Source organism: Bowdeniella massiliensis, assembly GCF_023634005.1.
Lineage (GTDB): Bacteria > Actinomycetota > Actinomycetes > Actinomycetales > Actinomycetaceae > Bowdeniella > Bowdeniella massiliensis.
This window is the reverse complement of record NZ_JALIQR010000002.1, coordinates 181,079-201,914: the sequence shown is the minus strand read 5'-3', so window position 1 is coordinate 201,914 and position 20,836 is coordinate 181,079. Positions and strand designations below refer to the sequence as shown.

17 protein-coding genes are annotated in these 20,836 nt (G+C 64.9%); 3 read left to right on the top strand and 14 right to left on the bottom strand.

Annotation, left to right across the window (positions count from 1 at the left end; all coding sequences use genetic code 11):
• The first annotated feature begins 224 nt into the window (after positions 1-224).
• Positions 225-2,021 carry an HNH endonuclease signature motif containing protein gene (locus MUN85_RS02210; RefSeq protein WP_250505199.1) on the top strand — a complete coding sequence of 599 codons (1,797 nt, stop codon included), beginning with the start codon at positions 225-227 and terminating at the stop codon, positions 2,019-2,021.
• Between the two features lie 106 nt (positions 2,022-2,127).
• Here MUN85_RS02210 and MUN85_RS02205 read toward each other — a convergent pair whose 3' ends face one another.
• Genes MUN85_RS02205 through MUN85_RS02195 form a run of 3 tightly spaced genes read right to left on the bottom strand, consistent with a single transcriptional unit; the run spans position 2,128 to position 7,404 of the window.
• Positions 2,128-3,594 (bottom strand): DUF5719 family protein, encoded by a 1,467-nt coding sequence (locus MUN85_RS02205; RefSeq protein WP_250505198.1) that lies wholly within the window; start codon positions 3,592-3,594, stop codon positions 2,128-2,130.
• Positions 3,591-7,082 carry a glycosyltransferase gene (locus tag MUN85_RS02200; RefSeq protein ID WP_250505197.1) on the bottom strand — a complete coding sequence of 1,164 codons (3,492 nt, stop codon included), beginning with the start codon at positions 7,080-7,082 and terminating at the stop codon, positions 3,591-3,593. Before MUN85_RS02200 ends, MUN85_RS02205 begins: the two co-directional genes overlap by 4 nt.
• Before the next feature lie 10 nt (positions 7,083-7,092).
• Positions 7,093-7,404, bottom strand: a complete 312-nt coding sequence (locus MUN85_RS02195) for a WhiB family transcriptional regulator (protein WP_431603532.1) — start codon at positions 7,402-7,404, stop codon at positions 7,093-7,095.
• A 109-nt stretch (positions 7,405-7,513) separates the two neighbouring features.
• Here MUN85_RS02195 and MUN85_RS02190 point away from each other — a divergent pair, with 109 nt between their 5' ends.
• Complete coding sequence (locus MUN85_RS02190) at positions 7,514-8,212, top strand: TIGR03089 family protein (protein ID WP_250505196.1); 699 nt, start codon at positions 7,514-7,516, stop codon at positions 8,210-8,212.
• A 7-nt stretch (positions 8,213-8,219) separates the two neighbouring features.
• On the opposite strand, the gene MUN85_RS02185 is transcribed toward MUN85_RS02190, so the two are convergent.
• The 7 genes from MUN85_RS02185 to glf all read right to left on the bottom strand — a co-directional run bounded on the left by MUN85_RS02185 (position 8,220) and on the right by glf (position 14,196).
• Positions 8,220-8,408: a hypothetical protein gene (locus tag MUN85_RS02185; RefSeq protein ID WP_250505195.1), complete on the bottom strand. Its 189-nt coding sequence runs from the start codon at positions 8,406-8,408 to the stop codon at positions 8,220-8,222.
• A 1-nt stretch (position 8,409) separates the two neighbouring features.
• On the bottom strand, positions 8,410-8,694 hold the full coding sequence (locus tag MUN85_RS02180; RefSeq protein ID WP_250505194.1) for a hypothetical protein: 285 nt from the start codon (positions 8,692-8,694) through the stop codon (positions 8,410-8,412).
• Between the two features lie 142 nt (positions 8,695-8,836).
• A complete protein-coding gene (locus MUN85_RS02175) occupies positions 8,837-9,733 on the bottom strand; it encodes a glycosyltransferase family 2 protein (RefSeq protein ID WP_250505193.1) in 897 nt (298 codons plus the stop codon).
• A 2-nt stretch (positions 9,734-9,735) separates the two neighbouring features.
• Complete coding sequence (locus tag MUN85_RS02170; RefSeq protein WP_250505192.1) at positions 9,736-11,391, bottom strand: glycosyltransferase; 1,656 nt, start codon at positions 11,389-11,391, stop codon at positions 9,736-9,738.
• Complete coding sequence (locus MUN85_RS02165) at positions 11,391-12,137, bottom strand: ABC transporter ATP-binding protein (RefSeq protein ID WP_250505191.1); 747 nt, start codon at positions 12,135-12,137, stop codon at positions 11,391-11,393. Before MUN85_RS02165 ends, MUN85_RS02170 begins: the two co-directional genes overlap by 1 nt.
• Positions 12,137-13,018 (bottom strand): ABC transporter permease, encoded by an 882-nt coding sequence (locus MUN85_RS02160; RefSeq protein WP_250505190.1) that lies wholly within the window; start codon positions 13,016-13,018, stop codon positions 12,137-12,139. The genes MUN85_RS02165 and MUN85_RS02160 overlap by 1 nt, the downstream gene beginning before the upstream one ends.
• Positions 13,015-14,196: a UDP-galactopyranose mutase gene (gene glf / locus MUN85_RS02155; RefSeq protein WP_348647928.1), complete on the bottom strand. Its 1,182-nt coding sequence runs from the start codon at positions 14,194-14,196 to the stop codon at positions 13,015-13,017. Before glf ends, MUN85_RS02160 begins: the two co-directional genes overlap by 4 nt.
• A gap of 161 nt (positions 14,197-14,357) precedes the next feature.
• Between glf and mgtE the strand changes: the two genes are divergently transcribed.
• Positions 14,358-15,695, top strand: a complete 1,338-nt coding sequence (gene mgtE / locus MUN85_RS02150; RefSeq protein WP_250505188.1) for a magnesium transporter — start codon at positions 14,358-14,360, stop codon at positions 15,693-15,695.
• 21 nt (positions 15,696-15,716) lie between these two features.
• On the opposite strand, the gene MUN85_RS02145 is transcribed toward mgtE, so the two are convergent.
• Genes MUN85_RS02145 through MUN85_RS02130 form a run of 4 tightly spaced genes read right to left on the bottom strand, consistent with a single transcriptional unit; the run spans position 15,717 to position 20,771 of the window.
• On the bottom strand, positions 15,717-17,684 hold the full coding sequence (locus MUN85_RS02145; protein ID WP_250505187.1) for a DUF6541 family protein: 1,968 nt from the start codon (positions 17,682-17,684) through the stop codon (positions 15,717-15,719).
• Positions 17,672-18,508, bottom strand: coding sequence for a glycosyltransferase (locus tag MUN85_RS02140; protein WP_250505186.1), 837 nt, complete (start codon positions 18,506-18,508; stop codon positions 17,672-17,674). The genes MUN85_RS02145 and MUN85_RS02140 overlap by 13 nt, the downstream gene beginning before the upstream one ends.
• Entirely contained in the window at positions 18,501-19,451 is a 951-nt protein-coding gene (locus MUN85_RS02135; RefSeq protein ID WP_073715613.1) for a glycosyltransferase, read from the bottom strand. The genes MUN85_RS02140 and MUN85_RS02135 overlap by 8 nt, the downstream gene beginning before the upstream one ends.
• 21 nt (positions 19,452-19,472) lie before the next feature.
• Positions 19,473-20,771: a nucleotide sugar dehydrogenase gene (locus MUN85_RS02130; protein WP_073715614.1), complete on the bottom strand. Its 1,299-nt coding sequence runs from the start codon at positions 20,769-20,771 to the stop codon at positions 19,473-19,475.
• Positions 20,772-20,836 lie beyond the last annotated feature (65 nt).

Genomic DNA, 20,836 nt, shown 5'->3' with positions numbered 1-20,836 from the left:
GCGCGCGCGAGGGTGTGATTGTTGCGGTCTGTTGACCTTGTGGCTCTGTGGTGTGGGCTTGTTGGCCTGGCCGTTGTTCTCCACACCCCGCCTCCCGATGCCTCTCGCATTCCTGTTCTGGGTGGGTGTTCGATTTTCGGGGTTGTGGCATTTGGTTTCCTTCTGGTAGTCGCTTGCAGCACCGGCAGCAGGCAGAGAACATCCGGTTTGGAGGGAGGCGCATTATGGAACTGCAGTCACTGTTCGAAGCGGCTGGTCTTGATGTGCCCACCACCCATCCCGCTGCAGGATCTGCTCCGGTCGTGTCGGAAGACCTACTGAATCTCGGGATCGGGATCCTCGCGGCAGCGGTCGAGAACGGTGTTGATCTACCGGAGGCGCTGCATAAGTTGATCGCGGCCCGCAACATCGAACGCGCCTACAACGCCGTGGCCACACTGCGGACGCAGATTATTGCTGCCGCAGACCAGGCGGGTGCTGCCGAGATCGATGGTTTATCTATGGCGGACGTGATCGCTGAAGAACGCCGCATCCCGAAGAATGCTGCCACCAGCGAGATCCGCACCGCCCGTAGCCAAGCAGAGTTTCCGAACGTATTGAAAGCCGCCGCAGCCTCCCGCATCTCGCAAGAAAACCTGCATACCGCGGTTAAGACGTTGGAGAAGATGCGGCCCCACTACAGCCAGACCGAGTTCCCCCACGTCGAAGCAGCATTGTTGAAGGAGGCGGAGACTCCGGTGCCGGGTGAGTTCCGTAAGAAATGCCGCACCACCCTAGAGATGCTCGACGAAGCCTTACGCAAAGCCAACAACGCCGCCACCGCCAAACGCAGGAAACAGTCCTTCCAGGAGCGGGGGCTCGCGATCACGCTCATCCAAGACGGTGAGTTCGGGGCGAACCTGTTCGCTCACATCCCCACGGAGTATTTACGTATTTTGATGCCGGCGTTGGAGAAGAAGGCCGAAGCCATCGCCAGAGCCCAACGCCACAGCAAAACCCGCAAAGCCGCCGACCGTAAAACCCGCTTGTTGGATGCCTTGTTTACCACCATGACCGGGCACTACCCACCCGAGCCAGACGACCTCACCCACCTCACCGGAAACGACACCGGCCAGGACCCGACAGATCAACATCCTTCCGAAGATCTCTTCGACGGCGTCGAGTCCTTCAACGACGAAGACCCCTTCGATGGGCAGGATCCGTTTGATGGTCCCGGCCCCTACGGCAACGGTGGCGGAGGTACCCGTCCCGACCCGAATCACTCCGGTGGTAACAGCGGCAACGGTGCTGGCATCGAGGGCCCGGAAGCGGACTCCTTTGAAGATGATGCCGAGTCGCTCATCGACCGCATCATGGCAGACGACGATTTCACCTACGGCGACACCTCACGTCCCAGCGCTGAGGTGTTGACTCCGGCGCCGCCCGCCCCGCACATAGTGTCAGCAGACGATGCGCTGCTCGCTTTTCCGGAGCGTACCCGCCACATTTGGGACACGCGCGAAGCAGACCGCGGACGAGAAACCCGCCTCGCCTCCAAAAAACTTCGAAAACTCCTAGCCCTCCGGGACGGCGGGTGTGTCTTCCCGATGTGCACCGACCCACCCGAAGGGTGCGTAGCGCACCACATTATTTCTTGGGAAAGTGGTGGCCCCACTGACCTCACCAACCTTGCCTTGGTGTGCTCGCGGCATCATCCCCGAGTCGAGAAACCACCCGGCGACCCCAACAGCTGGACCATCATCATCGATGAGAACGGGATCCCCGCAGCTCGGCCACCCCGCCGGATCGATCCCGACCAACAGCCGATCTACCATCCGCGCCTCACGTCGCCCATTGTTGCCATCCCTAAACCAGGCGCGCCACCCGGCCCAGACGATCAACCCCACGCCACCCCCGCGAACACCGATACCGCGATGACACCTGAGGCAACCCAGACAAGCGCGGCAGGACAGCCGCGCGGCTTCACCCTAGCCAACGACTGGCGCTTCGACGAAGCCCTCAACGGACCACCACCCTTCTAACGCACACCCGCACGAAGACGTAGCAAAGAGGAAACCCCCTCCCACCAAGAATCCGGTGGCAGGGGGTTCGTCGTTGGCTAGCAGCGCTGATTGCCGCTAGGAGGCGCTAGTCGAAATCGCCGAGGCGTACCGCGACGGTGCGCCGAACGTCGGAGTCCTCGATCGCGGGCAGGATGGCGCCGAGGCCCGCGTCGCTCATCGACAAGATCGTCGCGGCGCTGATCGGTGAGCTGGCGGTCAGGCGCACGGCTCGCGCGCCCTCGGGCAGAGAGAGGGTGCGTTCCGTCGTCGCGGGGACCTGAAGGCTTGCTTCGTCGCCGAGCGAGCCGTCGGCAAGTACCGGCCGGTAGGTGACGGTGGCGGCGGCCTCCCCGGAGACGAGGGAAACGCGCGCGGCTAGGCCGTCGGCGGTGATGATGGGCACGAGGAGCTCGGCGGAGGCTTGCGCCGAGGGTACCCACGTCGTGGAGCGGGCCCCGCCCTCGCCATCGATCGTCGTGCGGGTGGCGGCAAGGATGGGCTCGCTGGCGGTGACGGCGATGGCGTAATCGCCCTCGGCTACGGCGTCGAGGACAACGTCTTGGACCGCGCCCGGATCGATCGTCAGGTCCGTGGCGCCCGGGAGCTCGGCGCTCCCGTCGGCGCCAATGAGGCGCACCGAGACGCGCGCGGGGCCCTCACCGGGGTTGACGAGTCGCAGGGCGTCGGCCTTGCCACCGGCCAGTGCGGCCCCCGCTATGAGTTGGCTGCGGGCGGGGCCCTGACCGGCCGAGATGATTCCGGTGCCGAGCGGGGTGATGCCGTCGAGGCCGCCGTAGACGATCGCGGGCACGATCGCGCCGCCGGTGACCGAGACGTGCACCGCGAGGCGTTCGATATCGCTCGCGGACGACTCGAGCAGGACGCGTTCCGTGGCGCCGGGGGCGACGGAGGTGGTCGCGGCGGTGCGGGCATCGACGGGGCCGCGCTCGGAATACAGCGACGTCGTCACCGTAGCCACGGTCTTCGTCGGGTTGACGAGGACGAGTTCCGCGCTGGCGCCGAGGGTCGTGGCACCGCCGAGGAGCCAGGCGTCCGTCGTGGGAGGTTGGCAGGTGGCCGCGCCGAGGCCGCGCGCGTCACCGCCGGAGTTGAGTGTGACGGTGCCGCCGACGAGGGCCGCGCGGGCGCCGCCGGCCGGGGGCGCCGTAATGATGCCGGGGGCGCGTTCGTTGTCGATCGACAGTACGGCGGCCGCGGGGCCGGACAGGGCGAAGGTCTGGGCATCGCCGGTGCGCTGATACGTTGCCGACGGCGCGCCCTCGCCGGAGCGTGCGATGACGCTAGCCGACGTCAGGGTGCGGGTGGCGGCCGATTTATCGCCGAACTCTTCGTCGCCCTGGGCTTGTCCTTCAACGTGGGTTCCGGTGAGGCAGACCTGGGTGACGTCTTGCGGGGCGAGCTCGACGCTCGTGACGTGCGGGGCGGCCGCGGGATTGGGCGGGCGTACGTCGGGATTGATGAGCGTGAGCGCGGTGACGGCTCCCACCAGCACGATCGCGGTGAGGGCTGCGAGGATCGTCCGGACTCTCATGGGCGTACCTCTCGGCGGGGCCGCGGGATCGCGAGCAGCGCGGTAAGCGCGGCCGTGAGGATCCCGCCGATGGCCCAGTAAGGTTGATAGTCAGGCCGGTAGCGCACGTGTAATTCGCCGGCGTGGGCGGGCAGATCGAAGGCTTGGCGCCAATCGTCGCCGGCCGTGCCAAGGCTTACGCCGTCGTAGCGTGCCTGCCAGCCGGCATCCGCGCGCTCGGCGAGGATGAGCTGGCGGCCGGCTCCGCCGGCGGGCACGTCCGTGGCAAGGCCGGTGCCGCTGGAGGCAAGTGGACGTTCCTGCCCGTCGTCGAGGATGCGGGCGCGCGCAGTCACGGCGTCGATATCGATCCGATAGACCGTTCCCGATCGGTTCACGGTCACGCGCGAGATGCCGGGCGTGGCGTCCAGCCCCGTGAGCAGCGTGGCATGCGCAGATTGGTTGACGCTGGCGTCGAGTTTGTCCGCGGGTGGCACGACGATGACGCCGATGCCCGCGCGACCCAGATCGCCTGCCGCGCGTTCCGATCCCCCGGCCGCGAGATCCGCGACCGCGCCGCGCAACGCATCGGCGGCCGGGTCGCTTTCTTCGTGCAGGGCGCGCACCGCGATGACGGAGGCGGACGCGAGCATGGTGCGACCGTCGGTGCGCACGACGTCAGCGCGGAGCGAGTCGTCGGGGGCGGGCGTGAGCAGCAGCGTCCGCTCCTGGCCCGCGCCGGAGGCGAGCTGCTGGGCGAGCGCCGGAGTGGGTGGCTCAGTCGCGACGGCGACTTGCATGCGCGAGGCGGCCGAGGGGCCAAAGATCAAGGCCCAGGACAGCGGCACGAGCAGTGCGAGGATGCCCGCGAGCGCCGCGAGGCCGTGCCGCCAGCCGAAATCGTGGGCGGCGAGCTGCGCATTCAGGCCGCTCGCGCCGGCGATCGCGGCGACGAAGAGGCCCGCGAGCAGAAGGGAGACGAGTGGTGCCGTCGCGGCGGTGATGGCCTCGCCGCCAACGTAGGCGACGACGATGTTGCGCACGGCAAGGATACTCGCGAGGGCAAGGACGACGGCGAACCAGCCGAGGCGCACGGCGAGTGACGTGCCGCCGCGGCGAGCGAGTGCCACGAGCGCGAAGACCAGCACGATGCCGCCGCCAACCCAGGCAGCGATCGCCAGGGGCAGGACGCCCAGCTCACCCGTGGGTAGGGCCGTAGCAAAACCGATAAGCGCGGCACGCGGGTCCCCGTTCGCGCCGGGTTGCGGCAGCCCCGAGGTCGAGACGGCGAGCTGCCACAGTCCCTCCGAGGCCATCGCGATCAGTCGCGGGGTGTGCAGGACGAGTGCCGGCAGCGGGATGAGGAGGAAGGCGAGGCGATGGTGGGCAATAGTGAGCTGCGCGAGCCACAGGAAGATGATGCCGGGCAGCAGCAGGACGGGCGCTCCGGCGGTGGCGACCGCGAACGCGATCGCGGCACCTGCTGCGGCGGCGACGTTGGTCTTTGTCACGACGGGCGCGGACGGGGCCGGCACTTCCTGCGTCGTGACGGTGGCAGGCAATGGTTCCTCGCGGGTCTCCCCTGCCGCAGATGCCTCGACGTCTGTCGGCGCATCGTCCGTCGGGGCTCTGTCCGTCGGCGCTTTGTCCGTCGGCGCATCGTCCGCCTGGGCGTTGTCTACCTGAGTCAGCGCGTCGTCGCCCGAAGGACGGCCATCGCAGTTTTCACTCACGCGTTCGGACTCGCGGCTCGCGTGCAGCGCCTCACGATCGACGCGCTTGGCACCAACCATGCCGGAATCGACGTGGTCGCGGCGTTCGGCACCGACGGCGCGCACGAGCGCGAGCACGAGCCATGGCAGTGCGACGTGCGCCAGCGCGGGCCCCAGCTGCCCCGTGTGCAGCGCCGGAATGTAGCTGGGAGCAATCGCCCAGGCAACTGCCGCCCAGGCGCGAATCGCGACGGACCGCGTTCCGGCGCCGGCGGCGAACCATGCGCCAATTCCCGCCACCGGGACGGCGAGCCAATATGCCAGCGGGATGAGCGTGGCGAGATCGCCGGTGACGAGGAGCCCCGGCAGGAGTGCCCACAGCAGCGTATCGGGTGGACCCTCATGACCAAGGCCCACGTCGACCCACCCGGAACTTGCGGCGCGTAGCGTCTCCAGGAAGGACCCACTGGCTCGCAGCAGCCCGCCGCCCTCGTAGATTCCGGCGGACATCGGCGGGCGCACCACCCAGATGCCGATCGCCACGAGCGCGAGGATGAGGGCGCCTAGCGCGGCCCGGCGACGCTTGGCCAGCCGCGAGAGTTCCGCGAGCTCGAGCTCGCTCGGTGCCTCGGCGGCCGCTCGGGCATCGCGCGCGCTGCGCCGCAGTTCGCGCTTGCGCGCCCCGATGGCTGAGCGTGGCGTATAGATCCGGTCGAGCGTCGCGCGCGGCACCGTGCGTACGGCCTCCGTGCGGGTGCGCGTGAGTCGCCAATGCTTCGGGTGGGAAAGAACGTGCCAGCCCGCCTTCAGCTCGGCGCCCAGCAGATCGAAGTCTTTGCGCGCGGCCCGCCACAGCGCCCGCAAGGGCGTCAGCAGCGCGATAGCGAGGTAGACAAGCGGGACCTGCCAGGGCGCCACCCCGGAGATCCAGGTGTGCAGCTGCGCTGCCCGGCGCGCGCCAAAGGAGCGGCGAACATCGGGCGCCGCGCCCTCATTGTCGCCACGCAGGTCGTGATAGGAGGCCTGCGCGTGGTAGACGATGGCGTCGGGCACGACGGCAACGCGGTAGCCGGCGAGCCGCACCCGGCGCGAGAGTTCGAGCCCGTCGTTGAATGGGCCAAGGTGAGGATCGGTGCCGTCGAGTGCCGCCCAGATATCGCGCCGAATCAGCGCCCCTGCAGTGGAAACCGCCAGGACATCGGAGCGGTGATCGAGCTGGCCCTGGTCGATTTCGTCGACGTCGGTCTCCAGGTAGCGCCGCGTCGCGCGCGTCGCATGGATACCCGCGGAGATCAACCGATCGGGCCGCGCCCACTCCCGCTGTTTACAGCCCGCGAGCCCAAGGGAGGTGGCAAGTTCGACCTCTCTGAGCAGTTCCGAAAGCGCCGCCGCATCCGGGGCGCTGTCATCGTGCAACAGCCACAGCCACGCCACGGTATCGGGCGTGACGACCGGGATTTCTCCGGTGCGTGCTTCGTGGCGCCGCTCGGCCTTTGCGACGAGCTCGGCATGTTCGGCAAGCCCGAGCCGCACGGCGTCGCCGAAATTGCGCGCAGCAGGCGCGCCGACGATGCGGGTGGGGAGCCGTACCTCGTCGATCGTCTCGGCGATGACGTCGAGCAACGGCCGCCCGGAGCCGACGTCGCGGCCGGGTGCCGCCACATCGATCACCAGCAGGCGGGCGGGCAGGCGTTGTTGCGCGGCAAGCGCGCTGAGCGTCCGGGAGAGATAGGGAGTATCGCCGCACGTCACGACGACGGCGGTGACGTCCTGAGCGTGATGAACAGGTGAGGTCATCGAGGAAAAATCAGCTGATGCGCCGCTTCAAGAGTCGACGTTCGCGCTCGGACTTACCGCCCCAGATGCCGAAGCGTTCATCGTTTTCTAGCGCGTATTCCAGGCACTTCTTGGCGACGGGGCACGAGGCACACACGCGCTTAGCCTCGCGCGTGGAGCCGCCCTTTTCGGGGAAGAAGGCCTCCGGATCGGTCTGTGCGCATAGTGCGAGTTCATACCAGGCGGGGGACCCGTACTCGATGCCGTCATAGGGGTCGGCGAACGCGGGGGCGTTCCCGCCGCCGCGAGCGGAGATTGGGCCGTCACCCAGGATGTTCCACACGGTCGCACTCCGTTCGTTGCATTAGCTGTCTGTCTCTAAATTACACGCGTGTCACTCACCTTCGTCAAGTGGATCGGTGGTATATCTGTCCGGACGTATGATGGCAGCTATGCCCCTGCGCCATGATCCGGGCCATCTCCTGGCCGCTTTCGCTTCCCGATCCACCCCCGCCGTGACGTGGTATTCCGCCGACGAACGCACGGAACTCTCCGGTGCGGTCCTCGCCCGGTGGGTCGCAAAGACAGCAAATTTCCTGGTTTTCGACGCCGGTTTCGCCCCGGGTGACACGCTGTTTGTCGATTTGCCCCCGACGTGGCGCGCCTTCGTGTGGGCGCACGCCACGTGGCTCGCGGGCGGTGCCGTCACCTTCCGTGAAATTGATGACCCGGATGTGATCCTCACCGATCGGCCCGAAGCCTGGGCTGAGACGTCGGGCGATGTGCTCGCCCTCGCGCTGCCCGCGCTCGCCATGAGCTACGACGGTGAGCTGCCGCCCATGGTGAGCGATGCGAACGCGGAGGTGATGAGCGCGGCCGATCAGCTCGGTGCGATGCCGCCGCTTGACCCGACGGCTGTCGCGCTGGCCGGCCCGAACTTGCGTTACGCGGATCTCGATGAGCTGCTCGACGGTGGCAGCGCGCAGCGCCTGATGATCCGCCCCGCCACGAACCATGAGCTCGTGCGCCAGCTCGCCTCCCAGCTGCTGGCCGGCGGTTCCATCGTCGCGATCGATCGCGACTTTGCGGGTGACTGCGCCGCCGTCGCGACGCAGGAACAGGCGCTGCCGCTGCGTGATCCGTGCCGATAGTGGCTAGCTAAAAGACGATCCAGAAGCTCCGCCGGCCTGGCCACAGCAGGTAAATGCCGTATCCGGCCAGGGCAATGGCGACGAGGGTTTCCCAACCGAACCCCATGGTCGGTGTCAGCCAGAGGAGCATGCCCCACCCGATGGGAATGCCGAATATTGTGCCGAAAACGAGCACTGCGAGTAACCATTCAGGCATGTCAGTTCCCGCCGATGTTGCTGATGGGGTCCGAATCCGAGCCGGCCGTCTTGCAGTACAGCGTCGCGGACATGACGCTCAGCGAGATTTCAGCGTTGGACGGATCTGACTTGCCACTATCGGAGAGAAACGCCTTGATGGCATCGCGCTTATCGCCCTTGTCCAGCGTGAGGTAGTCCTTGCAGGTGGTGTTGCCACCGGCGTGTTTCGCGCCGACGCAGCCCCCTGCCCCGGCGAGTAGCGCAAGGGCGAGGGCCCCGGCTAGCAATGTGGTTGGTTTTCGCATGATCGCTGTCCTTTCGGTGGTGATTCACCTTGAACGTAGCGATCGGCAAGAGCGAGTTGGGACGCCCTGGGCAGGCTCCAACGGGCCCGCACGCGGCGCGAGCCTGCCGGGTTGATTATGGCGATGTGCGGGAGTGTGCGGACTAGCGGACGGTGCGAGCGAAGCGCTTCTTGGGGTGGAACACGAGGCCCTTCAGGCCGGCCTTTAAGAGCCGGAGCCGGAGCTTAGGGCTCACGCCGGAGCCGTGCAGCTGCTTGAGCATGTTTTCGGCAAGCTGGACCGCGATCGTCGGCGAGCGCAGCGAAAACGCCGCCGAAATCTGGTTACGCACACCGTATTCGAACTTCCAGACGTTGGCGTCGGTGACGTCGCCGAAATTCACGCCGCGGTTTTCCCCGAGCAGGTGATCGACCTTGGAGTCGGCGACGAAGATGCCCGGGCGGAACTTGCTCAGGCGCATCGTGTATTCGGCGTCGTCGTACCAGATGAAGTACTCGCGATAGGGCAGTCCGCATTCGCGCACGGCATCGGCGGTGATGAGGCAGGAGACGAACGAGCAGGACTTCACGAGCTGGTAGCCCTTGCCATGCGCCATATCGCGCGGCCAGTCCCACGTCGTGTCGGGCGTATTCATCTCGCACAGCTCCCCGTCGGTCCACAGCACCATCGAGCAGGCAAAGGAGGGGACGTGTCCGTGACGTTCGGCGAAGGAATCGACGCCGGTCAGCAGCTCCGCGAGCGCACCGGGCCGCGGCACCGTGTCGTCGTCCATGATCCAGTAGGCGTCATAGCCCGCCCCGAAGGCGGCCTGGATGCCGTGGGCGAAGCCGCCCGCTCCCCCGGTGTTCTTCTTCAGCCGTGTCACCGTCGTGGGAACGGCGGCCTCGCGCTCGCTGAGCATCTGCGGGGTGCGGTCGGTGGAGGCATTGTCGACGACGATGATGCGGTCCACGGGCCGGTCCTGCGCCTCAAGTCCGGCGAGGGTTTTTTCCAGCAGGTCGGCTCGGTTATAGGTGACGACGACGGCGGCAACGCGCATGCTTACTCCTTGGTCTTCGCCACGGCGGTTGTGGCGTAATGATCGGTATAGAACTCTTCGGCGCTGGTGCGCGAGGCCAGATCGGCAACGAGGCCGCGCTGGCGGGCAATGAGGCTGCGGCGCTCCCCGTCATCGGCAGCCAGGCGCCGCAACAGCTCGACGGCGCCCGCCACGAAGGCGTTGGGCTCTCGCGGCAGCAGCGCGCCGGGCGCGACGACGGTGATCTGGGAGCCGACGTCCGCGCTCACGACGAGCACGCCGGCGCTGGTGGCCTCCAGCGAGGTGAGCGTCAGGCCTTCGTTATCGCTCGGGATGAGCAGGACATCGATCTCAGCAAGGAAATCGGTGACCGGTCCCCAGGCGCGGGTCGTCACAACGTCGGCGAGGCCAGCTCTGGCCAGGTGGTCGCGAGTGTAATGCTCGAGCTCGCCGCTGCCCTGCATGACGAACTCGAAGTCCTGCGGAGCGCTCAAGTGCAGCCGTCGCGCCACGTCGACGAAGAGGAACGGGCGCTTTTGCAGGCTCATTCGGCCTAGGAAGCCGACCCGCAGCGCGGCACGGGGCCGCGCGGGAATCTCGCCGCTCGCCTCGGCGCTCGCGCGCGCCGTGAGCCCCGTTAGCGGATAGTAGGCGACCTTCTCCGGCGCGATGCCCGCCTCGCGCAGGTAGATTTCGCGCAGCTGCGGGCTGATGACGTGGTGCAGGTCGATCAGGCGCGAGGCGCGGACGGAATCAGCGACGTAACCGCCGCCGCGATGCTCGACAATGTGCACCGAATCCTCCACGCGCGTATCGGGCAGCAGTGTGCGCACGAGTCCCAGGTGCTCGTAGGCGAGCACCGAGTGGTGGATGTGGATCGCGACGGGGCGGTAGGTGCGCAGCAGCGCTTCGACGAAGGGCGCGCGCTCTTTCACCCCGAAGGTCTGCGCACACAAGAACACCTCGTCGGCGATCTCGTAGGCGCGTCCAAGCAGCCGCTGCGGCGCTCCGCGGTCGACGGTGATGAGGATCTTGTAGCCCGCATCGCGGGCGAGCTCGGCCTGTCGGAACGCCCAGGATTCGGCACCGCCGTTCTCCAGCCAGTGCATCGCCACCCACATCCACGGCGCATCACCCTCGCGCCGAATGAGCGGGGCGGCGGTCGCAAGCTCGGGAGCGGTGGCCTGCCAGGTCTGCTGGTAGGCGGAATTGCGGGACTGGCGGTATCGGTCGAGCATGATCGGCGCCTTGCCGTACAGCCGGCGGTAGACCTGGCTCATCGCCTTGCCCTTGAGCGAATCGGGTTTGACGAAGATGTAGCGGGCCTCGCCCGCCATCACGCGCGCCGAGGGCATCAGCAGGTAACGGTGATGAGGTTCGCCCACCCCGCCCCCGGTCGGCGTCACGATAATGACGCCGTGCGCCACGGGCAGTGCCACGTCGCTCGGGCGGATATCGCGCAGCGTGTTGCGGTCCTCCAGCGGCTGGGTGTCACACAGAAACACCCGCAGCATGATCGTTCGGTCCGGGTACGTCAGCGTCAACGGCGAGATCGCGCTGACCAGCCAGCGCTCATCCAGTTGGGACAGGACCTCGCGAGCCTCCTCGCTCAGCGATATCCGGACGTCGTGGTCGGCTAATGCCGCGGTCAACAGCTCGTATGCGCGAGCAATATCCACTAGTTTTCCTCTCGGTTTTCTCGCATCATCGCGACCGCCTCGTGCACGTCGCCGTCGAAGACAAGTTCGCCCTTGCGCAGCAGGATGCCACGCTCACACATGCTCGCCACGAGGTCGAGGTCGTGGGAGACGATGACGAGCGATTTGCCTTCGGCCTTCAGCTCATCGATGCGCTTCAGGCATTTTTTCTGGAATGGTTCGTCCCCGACGGCCAGGATCTCGTCGATCAGGAAGATATCGGGATTGGTATGGACCGCGACGGAAAAAGCGAGCCGCAAGAACATGCCCGAGGAGTAGAACTTCACCTCGGTGTCGATGAACTGCTCGATTTCGGAAAACGCCACGATGTCGTCAAAGGCAGCATTGATTTCATCTTCGCTCATGCCGAGGATCGCGCCATTGAGGTAGATATTCTCGCGGCCGGTCAGGTCCGGGTGAAAGCCCGCGCCAACCTCAATGAGTCCCGCAATCTTGCCGCGCACGCGGATCTCCCCGCCGTCGGCGCGCATGACGCCGGAAATGAGCTTGAGCATCGTCGATTTGCCGGAGCCATTGAATCCCAGCAGCGCGACGGTCTCGCCCTGGCGCAGGTTGAAGGAGACATCTCGCAGCGCAGTGAAGGACTCGGTAAGCTCACCCCGTCGCCCCTTGGCATTCCACACGACCCATTCCTTGAGCGAATGCGTGTGCTTGAGCGTGAATTTCTTGACCGCGTGGCTGACGCGGATGACGTCGGTTTCGTTCATCACAGCTCCTGCGCAAACCGGCCGTCGAGGCGGCGGAAGACATATTCGCCGAGCCACAGCGTCAGCAGCGAGATGACCGTCGCAATCGCCATCCACATCGCCATGTTGGGCGGCAGTGATCCCCCGCCTGCGCCTTGCGTCGGTTCCCAAAATGCCCAGTGGAAGACCTCAACGACGGGGGTGATGGGATTCAGCATGTAGATCGGAAAGAGCCAGCCGCCGTTTTTCTCCGACACGGCAAAGACCTGCTGCCAGGTGTACAGCACCGGCGAGGCCCAGGTCGCGACCATGACAAACAGGTCGACAAGGTTTTCCGCGTCACGGAACAGGACGTTGATCGCGCCAAAGAGCAGCCCAAGCCCAAGACAGAAGATCGCGAGCACGATGAGCGCTCCGATCGCTGCGAGCAACTGCAGGACCGTCGGCGACCAGCCAAACAGCAGCGCGCCCACGATGAGGACAACGAGCTGCGGGAAGAAGTGGATCGCCGCGACCCACAGCGCCGAGACCGGGAAGAGCTCGCGCGGCAGGTAGATCTTCTTGACCAGCGCATAGTTGCCCGCGATCGAGCGCGTCGCGTTACCGAAGGATTCGGTAAAGAAGTTGACGATGACGATGCCGGAAAACAGGTAGATTGCGTAGTTTTCGACCCGGTCGTTCATGCGCAAGAACTCGCCGACGGCGAAGTAGAAGACGATGAACTGAACGGCCGGCTTCACATAGCTCCACAGCATGCCAAGGATCGAGCCGCGGTAGCGCACCCGCAGATCCTTGTGCACGATGAGTTTGAGCAGGTAGAAGCGGTAGAAAACCTCCGCTAGCCCCTTTCCTCGCCCGGGTTCTCGCCAGGGCAGGTCGATTGGCTGGGTCTCAGTGCTCATGCGTTCTTCGCGACGATCGGTTCACCCGTCTTGATGTGCGGGCTGATGCGGTTGTCGTATGCCGACAGTGCGGAAGCAATAGCCATGTGCATGTCCAGGTACTGGTAGGTGCCTAGGCGACCACCAAACAGGACGTTCTTCTCGCCGGCCATCGCCTCGCGGTAGGCCGCGAGGCGTTCGCGATCCTTCGCGGTATTCACCGGGTAGTAGGGCTCGTCATGGCGATCGGCAAAGCGCGAGAACTCCCGCATGATGACCGTCTTGTCCTTCGGGTAATCACGCTCGGGATGGAAGTGACGGAACTCGTGGATCCGGGTGAAGGGAACGTCCTCGTCGCCATAATTCATGACGGAGGTTCCCTGGAAGTCCCCGACGTTCAAGACTTCCTCTTCGAAGTCGAGCGTGCGCCAGGACAGGTCGCCCTCGGCGTAATCGAAGTAGCGGTCGACGGGACCGGTGTAGACGATCGGAATCTGACCGACCGCTGAATCCTTGTTGAAAGGCTGCGAGGTGTCGAAGAAGTCCGTATTAAGGTGGACGTCGATGTTCTTGTGGTCAGCCATTTTTTCCAGCCACGGCGTGTAACCGTCGACGGGCAGGCCTTCATACGTGTCGGAAAAGTAGCGGGCGTTATAGGTGTAGCGCACCGGCAGGCGCGAGATGATCCCGGCCGGAAGCTCGGTGGGGTCCGTCTGCCACTGCTTGGCGGTGTATCCCTTGACGAAGGCCTCATATAGCGGCCGGCCGATCAGCGAGATCGCCTTTTCTTCCAGATTCTCCGGGCTCTTATCTCCCAGCTCCTGAGCCTGCTCAATGATGAGCGCCTTGGCTTCCTCGGGGCCATAGGCCGCACGGAAGAACTGGTTGATCGTGCCGAGGTTGATCGGCATCTGGTAAACCTCGCCACCCACGTTGGTCAGCACGTGGTGGATGTAGCTCGTGAACTGGGTGAACCGGGTGACGTAGTCCCAGACTCGTTCATTGGAGGTATGGAACAGGTGAGCGCCGTAGCGGTGGACCTCGATCCCGGTTTCGGGTTCGATCTCGGAATAGGCGTTGCCCCCGATATGGTGACGCGATTCGATGATCGCGACCTTAAGGCCCAGTTCCTCGGCACATCTCTCGGCCATGGTGAGTCCATAGAATCCGGACCCCACAACCAGAAGATCAATATCCACTTCCAGACTCGCTTTCGCTTTGGCAGTTCCATCAGTCTAGCGGCCTACTTCGGGCATTCGCGGTAGACTCCCTGGAGGGGCCTGCCACATGTGTTGGGCGCCATTTTTTATGCTTTATTTCCAATGTGCCAGGCACCATATCGTGCAGGAAGGGGGCTACCATGCTGACCCAACTAGAAGAGCGCCTCGTCGACGATATCTCGACGGGTGATATCGCAGAGCTCTCCACACTCGCGGCTAAGGCCTCAATCCCTGACCTCATTAGCGTCGTCGAACACGTGCCCGCGAAACGCGGCGCCGTGATGTTTAGGCTGCTCGCCAAGGACCGCGCGCTGGAGGTCTTCGAAGCCCTCGATGCCGGCCACCAAGCCGACCTGCTCGATGCGCTGCGCGATGAGCAGATTGCGTCGATCTTCACGGATCTCGACCCCGACGATCGTGCCGCGCTACTCGATGAGGTGCCGGCATCCGTCGCAGATAAGCTCCTGCGGGGCCTTTCCCGCCATGAGCGGGGGATGACAGCGGCTCTGCTTGGTTACCCGAAGGGCAGCATCGGCCGGCGGATGTCGCCCGAGGTGGTGCCGGTGCGTGAGACTCGCACGGCCGCTTACGCACTGGAGTTGCTGCGCACTCGCTCCGAGGAGTACGAAACGCTCTACATGATCCCGGTCATGGATGACACCCGTCGGCTCGTGGGAGTGGTTTCCCTGCGCGACATGTTCACCTCCGCCCCGGACACCATCATCGCGGAGATCATGACCTCCCCCATCAGCGCCCAGGCGACCGACGACGCTGAGGACACCGCCCGCCAGCTCCTTGCCATCGGCAAGATTGCTATGCCGATCGTCGATGGGGAGAATCGGATTGTCGGGGTCCTCACCGTCGATGACGCCCTCGAGATCGTAGAGGCGGCCGACACCGAAGACGTGGCTCGTCACGGCGGCCATGAGCCCCTGCGCCGCCCCTATCTTTCAACGCCGGTCTTGAACGTCGTCAAGTCGCGGATCGTGTGGTTGTTCGTCCTTGCAGTTTCGGCGGTGCTGACGGTTCAGGTGCTTGAGATCTTCGAGTCCACCCTGGCCGAGGTTGTCATCCTTGCGCTGTTCATTCCGCTGCTAACCGGCACGGGTGGAAACACCGGTAACCAAGCCGCGACGACGGTGACGCGCGCACTCGCGCTTGGCGATGTATGGAGCAAGGACGTCCTTGCTGTGCTGTGGCGCGAAGCGCGCATCGGCTTCACGCTTGGCGCTGTCCTAGGAGCTCTCGGATTCGGCGTCGCCACCCTCGTCTATGGCGTGGCGATCGGGACGGTCATCGGATTGACGCTGCTGAGCGTGTGTACGATGGCTGCCTCGATCGGTGGCGTCATGCCGATCATCGCGAAAGCTGTCGGCGCGGATCCTGCCGTATTTTCCAATCCGTTTATCTCCACGTTCTGTGATGCTACGGGCCTCGTGATGTACTTCGTCATCGCCAAGGCCGTGCTCGGGATCTAGCGCTTAGCGCCGCGGCCGCCGCTAGTTCTTGTGCTGGTCGCAGATCGCGAGGCGGTAGAGCGCGGCCCCGCCACCGGAATCGATGAGCTCAAATCGGTCGATGTGCCTGCGACCAATACGCAGCCCCTCGTATTTGTTTTTCGCGTCGTTCTCGGGCCAGTAGGTGCGTTCGTCCGTATAGAAGTAGTCGATCCCTAGCGACTGCAGCGTCGTGCAGATGTGGTGGGACATGTTGAGTTGATCGAAATACGCGCCGACTTCGAAGCCCTTCTGCCCCCAGGCGCCATCGAGATGGTGGTATAACACGTTGATGTCCGCTATGCCGTATAGCAGAGCGGCGCCCGTCCGAGGGTCACCGATGACGCGAGCGTTTGCGGGCAATTCGCCCTTCAAACGATGCTGCATCGCGACTTCTTCGGGCGAGATCAGCGCGTTGTAGCCGTCTTCGTTCTTGAACTCATAGTTCAGCTTCAACAGCCAGTAGCCCTGGTTGTAGTTGAACCCATGCGTGGTGAGGCCAAGCGCACCGACCGTCACGACGGCTGCGGCTGTACGGAGCACGGCAGGGCGGTTCGCGGTGAACATGTCGACGACCCAAGCGATACCGAGACCGACGAGGGGCGCAGCGACTACTGGCACAATCGCGCCGAGGCGCACCGGGTCGAAATACCACGGTGCGAGTAAACGGTAGCCCGGTAGATGCACGACGGACGACAGGACGAACAAATAGGCAGCGGTCGCATAAGCGGGAATCAGCCAGCGGGCCTGCCGCGATCGCGCGGCCACGATGAGGCCGAGGATGATCCCGACGAGTAGACCCCACTCCGGGACGGGATCACCGTAGCCCTGTTCGCTCAGTTGCGAGTCTGCAAAGACGCCAAAAAGCTCGCGACCAATCGTCCCGACGGGATCCCGCTCCCAGCTTTTGACAACCTCGAACAACGGCGATTTCCAGATCACGAATAGCATCGCCGGAGTGCCGATGAGGCCCAGCCAGGCAACGATGCGTTGCCAGCGCTCGCTGATTGCTTCTCGCCGGGCGCGGATGAGGAAGAACAGCAGAATCCACCAGCCAACCGCGGTGGCAGCAAAGATCGATGAAGGGTGGACCAACCCGAGACCAGCAAGCCCGACGATTGCCGCTACGAGGGCAACCAGCCCACCGCCATCGCCGCGTTTGGTGAAGCGGACGAGTGCCGCGAGCACGAGCGGCAGCACGACATAGGCGGCCATGACCGGCCAAAGCGTTCCATAGGAGGCAGGACGTTCCGGCAGCGAGGAAAAGCTCATCGCGGCGAACGCTCCGATAATCGGCGCAAAGCGCGAGGTCGGCATCAAAACCGACAGCAGCACCGCGACGCTGAACGGAAACAGGACGCTGCCGAGGACGACAGCCGCGGAATTCGTCGCGACGACGACGTCGGAGGTATAACTCAGGGCAACAAGATCGTGCCATCCACCGGGGTAGAACTGCGCGTTGAGATCGACATTCGCGATCGCGCCGATAGCCGTCGACGATCCGTTGGATGTGTCGAGGATGTAACGGACTGCATTGATATGGAAAACACCGTCCCAGGTTTGGGGCGGAAGTTTCGGGTCGACGATCGCCTTCATTGCCGGCAGGATCCCAAACGGCGCGGCGAGTACCGTTCCGAGGAGCACGGGCCACGTCGGCGCTGAAATCGGGCGAACGATGGGCCATCGCTTCTGCAGAACCGAGGCGATGCCTGCAACGAGCACGAGTGCAATGAGGACGACGAGCCCAAAACTGAGCTTCGTGAACGGGACGCCGGCGAAAGAGAAAACGACGGGCACCCACGCGATCGCGGCAAGAGAGATCAGGGGCGCAAATGCGAGGACTGCGAGCCCACGTACCCGTGCCGCGAGGAGTGCGAGTGCACCGGGTGCAATGAGCCAGGCCAGCACGAGCAGTGAGGACGGGATCGCTGCCAGCCAGTTGCTCACAATCGTCATCGCTACCGTTTCCATCCCGTGCTCATTGCGGTGCGGTACAGCACCTTCTTAATCCCTGCCGGGATGAGTCGATACCCGCCGCGGACCGCGATGTTGCGCGCGAACTGCATCGGCGAGGTGATGCCTGCTTCTAACATCGCGCGCTGGAGCTGGACTTCGGCACGCACCATGTCGAGCCCGCCACGACGCGAGTATGCACCCGCTCCGACGCGGTAGCGCACGAGGATATCGGGAACGTTCGCGACGCGGGCTCCGGCGTGCACCATGCGTGCGAACAGCCAGTAGTCTTCCATCTTCGTCAGGTCGTCATATCCCCCGGCCGCGTTGACGGCAGAGGCACGGAAGACGACGGACGGGTGGTTAAACGGGTCTCGCAGCGGCAACACGTCACGGATGTCCTCGGCTGTCATCGGCAGTCTGCGTACGAGCCCGCTTTCGGTCTCATCGGTCTGGAACTCCGCGATTCCCGCACCGAGGAGATCGAGGTCCGTCATGAGCGGGATCTGGACCGCGAATCGGTTCGGGAGGCAGATGTCATCGGCGTCGGCACGCGCGATAACGTCGTGCTCGCAGTGTTTGAGTCCTTCGCGCAGTGCGCGGGCGAGGCCAACGTTGTCTGGCAGCGGTACGACATCGACGCGGATTCCGCCGGTGATCTCTTCGGCGCGTGAAAGAACCCGAGAGATCTCGGTCGGCACTGGACCGTCACGCACGATGACGATCTGGTCTGGTTTGAGTTCCTGATCAACGCTGACCGACTGCAGCGCTCGGGTCAAAAAGACGGCGTTGTCTCCGCGGTAGACCGCCATGAGAACGGAAAACTGCGGGAGGTTAGCCATGGATACGCCCCGCGCGGGCCTGGATCACTCGCACCTCATCGGCGACCGGAGTGTTCGCAAGTACGACCTCGACGGGCGTAGGTGCCTTCCCGGCATCCTTCATCCCGCGGCGCGCGTGCTTCAACAGAGTGCCACGCTGCCCCGACGCGTAGACAGTCTGGCCCCAGCGCAGGACCGAGCGGCCGCCGTACAGGAGCCGCTCGACCGGACCGAAAGCTTCCGAGCGGGTGAACAACCAGATCTTGTTGCGGACCTCGTTGTAGAACCTGGCTCCCGGGTCGGTCTCGGAGGCTCCGAACGTGCGGGTGAGATGGTGGACGACCGAGTCGGGGACGAACAGCCCCACGCGGTAGCGCAGCAGCCGGGCCGTGTACTCGAAATCGTCGTTCCACAAGAAGAAATCCGCCTCGGGCAGGCCATCTTCCCAGATCGCGCGCGCGTCGATGAGGATCGAAACGAACGAAGCCGAACGGATCTGACGGGCACCGATAGCGCGGGCCGCCGCGATGAGCTCGCGGCTGGCACCAGGTCTGTTACGCGGCGTGTTCATCGGGTGCTCGCGGCCATCGGACCATACGGCCCGCGACGCGAGGATCGCTGGCGTGCCGGGATAGTCCGTGCGCGCCTTCAGCAGCGCCGACAGCGCCGTTGGCGTGGGGATCGTGTCATCATCCATGACCCAAACGAGGTCAGCGTCGTGCTGGACAACAGCCCGCGCCATTCCGGCCGCAAAGCCGCCCGCTCCCCCGAAGTTTTCCGTCATCGTCACGACCTCGGTGACGACATCGTGGGCTCGTGCGAGCTCACCGGAGTCATCGGTCGAGGCGTTGTCGATCACGACAACGCCGTCAACGGGTCGGTCCTGACTCGCCAGTCCGTCGAGTGTCTGAGCGAGGAGGTCGCGGCGGTTGTACGCCACGACGACAGCAATCACGGAAGTCATGGAATCCCTTACGGCTCGCCGTTAGTTCGCGGCGTCGCCGATGACGAGGCGCGGCGTTCCCTTCCACAGCTCCGCCGAGGTCACGCGACGGCCGTCGAACAGGAGCTTGATGCCGGGGAAATCGGCTGGCTTGATCTCGGCGTACTCGGGGTGGTCCGCCTGGACGATGACAGCGTCGACATCCTCACCGAAGTGGTAGGGCTGCCAGCCGAAGCCTTCGATTTCCTCATCGGAATACATCGGGTCGTGCACGGCGACCTTTGCGCCGCGCTCGGCGAGTTCGGTCACCGTGCGGAAGACGCCGGAGAACGCCGTCTCCTTGACCTTGCCTCGGTAGGACGCGCCCAAGACCGCGACCTTGGCGTCCTTGAGCTCGCCGAGGACCTCTTCGACGCGCTGCACGACGTAAACAGGCATCTCGGCGTTGAACTGGCGCGCGGTCCGCACGACGGACGCGTCGGGGTCGGTCGACAGGTACAGGCGCGGGTAGACGGGGATGCAGTGGCCACCGACGGCGATGCCGGGCAGGTGGATGTGCGAGTACGGCTGGGAGTTGCAGGCCTCGATGACCTTGTTGACGTCGATGCCGACCTTGTCGGCGTAGACGGCGAACTGGTTCGCGAGACCAATGTTGACATCGCGGTAGGTGGTCTCGGCGAGCTTGGCCATTTCGGCCGCCTCGGCGCTACCCATGTCCCACACGCCGTTCGGCTTCGGCAGGTCGTCGCGCTCGTCGAAGGACAGGACTGCCTCGTAGAACTCAATCGCGCGCTTGGTGCCTTCTTCGCTCAGGCCGCCAACGAGCTTCGGGTACTTGCGAAGGTCTTCGAACACGCGGCCGGTGAGGACGCGCTCGGGCGAGAACACGAGGTGGAAGTCGTGGCCTTCCTTGAGGCCGGAGCCTTCCTCAATCAGCGGACGCCAGCGGTTGCGGGTCGTGCCGACCGGCAGCGTGGTCTCATACGAGATGAGCGTGCCCGGGCTCATGTGTTTGGAGAAGGAACGCGTCGCCGCATCCATCCAGGCGAAGTCCGGCTCCCAGGTCTCGTCGTTGACGAACAGCGGCACCACGATAACGATCGCTTCGGCACCCGGAATCGCCTCGGAGTAGTCGGTAGTCGCACGCAGCTTGCCCGCCGGCACGAGCTCGGAGAGCTTTTCCTGCAGGTGCGCTTCGCCGGGGAACGGTTCCTTGGCCTCGTTGATCGAAGCGACGGTCTGCTCGTTTACATCAACGCCAATGACTTCATGTCCGGCGTCGGCAAACTGCACGGCCAGTGGCAGGCCGATCTTTCCCATGGCGACAACTGCAATACGCATGCGCGCTACTCCTTAATTTCAGACAACGCCCCCTGGCACGGTCACTAGTCAGTGTAACCATCACA

Coding starts and splice junctions, on each gene's coding strand:
- MUN85_RS02190 (WP_250505196.1), top strand. CDS start 7,514: ATGCCCCTGCGCCATGATCCGGGCCATCTCCTGGCCGCTTTCGCTTCC.
- MUN85_RS02175 (WP_250505193.1), bottom strand. CDS start 9,733: ATGCGCGTTGCCGCCGTCGTCGTCACCTATAACCGAGCCGACCTGCTG.
- MUN85_RS02135 (WP_073715613.1), bottom strand. CDS start 19,451: ATGACTTCCGTGATTGCTGTCGTCGTGGCGTACAACCGCCGCGACCTC.
- MUN85_RS02140 (WP_250505186.1), bottom strand. CDS start 18,508: ATGGCTAACCTCCCGCAGTTTTCCGTTCTCATGGCGGTCTACCGCGGA.
- MUN85_RS02180 (WP_250505194.1), bottom strand. CDS start 8,694: ATGCGAAAACCAACCACATTGCTAGCCGGGGCCCTCGCCCTTGCGCTA.
- MUN85_RS02145 (WP_250505187.1), bottom strand. CDS start 17,684: ATGGAAACGGTAGCGATGACGATTGTGAGCAACTGGCTGGCAGCGATC.
- MUN85_RS02200 (WP_250505197.1), bottom strand. CDS start 7,082: ATGACCTCACCTGTTCATCACGCTCAGGACGTCACCGCCGTCGTCGTG.
- MUN85_RS02205 (WP_250505198.1), bottom strand. CDS start 3,594: ATGAGAGTCCGGACGATCCTCGCAGCCCTCACCGCGATCGTGCTGGTG.
- MUN85_RS02165 (WP_250505191.1), bottom strand. CDS start 12,137: ATGAACGAAACCGACGTCATCCGCGTCAGCCACGCGGTCAAGAAATTC.
- mgtE (WP_250505188.1), top strand. CDS start 14,358: ATGCTGACCCAACTAGAAGAGCGCCTCGTCGACGATATCTCGACGGGT.
- MUN85_RS02160 (WP_250505190.1), bottom strand. CDS start 13,018: ATGAGCACTGAGACCCAGCCAATCGACCTGCCCTGGCGAGAACCCGGG.
- MUN85_RS02130 (WP_073715614.1), bottom strand. CDS start 20,771: ATGCGTATTGCAGTTGTCGCCATGGGAAAGATCGGCCTGCCACTGGCC.
- MUN85_RS02210 (WP_250505199.1), top strand. CDS start 225: ATGGAACTGCAGTCACTGTTCGAAGCGGCTGGTCTTGATGTGCCCACC.
- MUN85_RS02185 (WP_250505195.1), bottom strand. CDS start 8,408: ATGCCTGAATGGTTACTCGCAGTGCTCGTTTTCGGCACAATATTCGGC.